The following is a 2,524-nucleotide window of genomic DNA, read 5'->3' as shown; positions in this document are numbered from 1 at the left end:
AAGAGGGCAGCAAAAGACGAAAAAGCAAAGCAGCATGGGGCAGACTTCCATGCTCAACAAGGCGAAACATATACGGGTAAGATACTGCGAGCCGATGAAAACGGCATAGTGCAGCAGACAAGAAACGGCATTGTTTATCACCCTGCTATGTCAGGCATTGAGCAAGGAAAATCATACCACCTTGAGAACAACGGCAACACCTATAACACACGAGAGCAGTATCAAGTCAGAACGCCCAACAAGAGCATTGACCAAGATAGGGGCATCGTCAGATAACTAACGCCCTAGCGGTTGTTGGGTCAGCGCTGATCCGTGTGCGAACAGATGCACACGAACACCGCCCGACCTTGAAGATAAAGCAAGGTTGTACCTACTTCACCCCTTGATTTATGGGGCTTTACAGAGAGACAAATAAAAGAGTAAACTACAGAAACGAGTAAGCCCCGACAGTTGGACGCTGTCAGGGCTTAATGTAATTCATAGTGTGTAACCACTAAAAACCACGTATCGATAACGTGTATTTTAGTTGGTTGCACACACTAAGACAAGGCTTTTTTGTATTTGGTGCGGTAGGGTTCAGTAATTTTTAAGTAACCCATACTACTACCTGATGCAAAACTGAAATCTTATAGTGTACGCAATCAAACAAATAGACCCGACCGACTGGCAGAACGTCAGCACTCTAGCCCAATTCTACGAAGACCTAGCGACTAACCCCTATTGCACCAATGACAAGGGTTTTAGCTACATCCGCACCAAATCACACGCCATAAAACACGCATACATTCAGCCCAACCGCCCCAACGTGTGCCGTTGGCTTGTCTTTGATATTGACGACCCTCAAGCCCTGTTTACTTACCACGACAAGGGATTGCCACGCCCTCAAATCATAATAAAAAATCCTGAAAATGGTCATGCTCATTACGCCTACAAGCTAACGACACCAGTAGGTGAGGGCGGAAAATCCAGTACAAAAGCCCTCAAGTATTTAAGCAGTGTTCAACACGCCCTACGGTTGGCATTGGGAGCAGACCGCAGCTATGGCGGTAATCTCATAAAAAACCCTTGCCATAACGCCCACATGGTATATATGACAGGGGCTAAGCCCTCTTATGAGCTTGCAGAGCTTGCCGAACATTTAGACCTACAAAGCCCTATCAAAACTGATGCAGCCAATGACTACGGATATGGGCGTAATTTCAGCGTATTTGAACACGTTAGACACCAAGCCTACCCACTAGCCGAAACGCATAGCTACAGTGCGTTAGAGAGCGTTTTAACTGGCATTGCAAACGAGTATAATCAGCGTTTTGATGAACCGCTATTCCCTAACGAGATAAAACACATCGTCCGAAGTATTGCCAGATATTGCTCAAAAAAGGACTTCACAGCAAGCCATAAAACATGGTCAGAGCTTCAAAGCCATCGCTCAAAAATGAGATGGGGTGATAACACCGACAAGCAAAAACAAGCCCGAATATGGGCATCTGAAGGCATGAAAATAGGGGTCATTGCGGAGCGTTTAAGTATATCACCTAGAACCCTTACACGGTGGGGCATACAGAAGAAGTTAAAGTAAAAATCGGACATCCCATAATCAGATAACAGCCCGCAGGGGTTTTTGATGGTTGCTGTTAAGCTCAGCTAATCAATTTTCACGCTGTTTTGCTCCATCCCAAAATCATCAAAAATTAATCAGTCTTTTTCAATCGACCGCAGTCGATTGCCGTGACCCTGCCAACAAGCCTAATGTTCTACCGTTTCGTATCTATCCCCTCAAACCTATCTTGATTATCCGTCTATTTGGCTCAAATTAGCCCCTTGCTGCCTTTTAACAGTGGTTGGTGCTACCCTAGTATAGTTTTAATATTTAACAGGCTTTAAAACGCATTTAAGAGCGTCCGTTAATCGTTAGTTCTTGCTCAAGAAAAACGGACAGGAAGAAATCAACCTAGACTAGCCCAACTCTACAGCCCTACATCAGTCTTTACAGCGTCCTTGTCTCTATCTGATACATAACCCTCATGAAACGCCTTAACCCTTAGCTGTTGCAGCATATGGGCGCTTTTATCGTCCTCACTAGCCATTTTCTCAATCGCACTCATCCAAATAATCTTGCGTCTTACTTCAGCTTTACTAGCCTTTGATTTTTCAGCATCAATCAGCTTCCTAGCATTAGCCCTAGCTTTGACTAACTGGTCTGCTTTCTTTTCAGCCTTGAGTAATATCGACAGCTTGCGATCATCTTCATCATTTCTATTGTCTTTTTCACCCAGCAGGACAATAAGTTTCTGCGTATCATTAGGCGACTTAAAGCCCCTAAACCGTTTTACTAAATTATTAATATACTCTTCATTATTATTAATATACTCTTCATTTGCATTAGCCATGCTCATTCCTTTTTTGCTGGTTGTTTTGTGGTTAGGTTGAGTTTATCATTAGGCGGTATGTTTGCATAGTTGTGGTGGTTGGTAGCCTTGTTGAGAAAACAAGGCACGGTTAGTAGTTTCTTTTTATTTCGCTT

At 43.7% G+C, this 2,524-nt stretch carries 3 protein-coding genes; 2 read left to right on the top strand and 1 reads right to left on the bottom strand.

Annotation, left to right across the window (positions count from 1 at the left end):
- The coding region (locus INT03_RS00240) for a hypothetical protein (RefSeq protein WP_226951653.1) at nt 1-276 on the top strand (276 nt) is incomplete at its 5' end.
- Between the two features lie 355 nt (nt 277-631).
- Entirely contained in the window at nt 632-1,579 is a 948-nt protein-coding gene (locus INT03_RS14975) for a replication initiation protein (RefSeq protein WP_193007110.1), read from the top strand.
- A gap of 388 nt (nt 1,580-1,967) precedes the next feature.
- Here INT03_RS14975 and INT03_RS00230 read toward each other — a convergent pair whose 3' ends face one another.
- Nucleotides 1,968-2,390 (bottom strand): hypothetical protein, encoded by a 423-nt coding sequence (locus INT03_RS00230; RefSeq protein ID WP_193007109.1) that lies wholly within the window; start codon nt 2,388-2,390, stop codon nt 1,968-1,970.
- Between the last annotated feature and the right edge of the window lie 134 nt (nt 2,391-2,524).

It is taken from the genome of Psychrobacter sp. PG1 (assembly GCF_014897815.1).
In the GTDB taxonomy this organism is placed as follows: Bacteria; Pseudomonadota; Gammaproteobacteria; order Pseudomonadales; family Moraxellaceae; genus Psychrobacter.
Note: the sequence above shows the minus strand (reverse complement) of the source record. Positions and strands in the feature narration are given on the sequence as shown.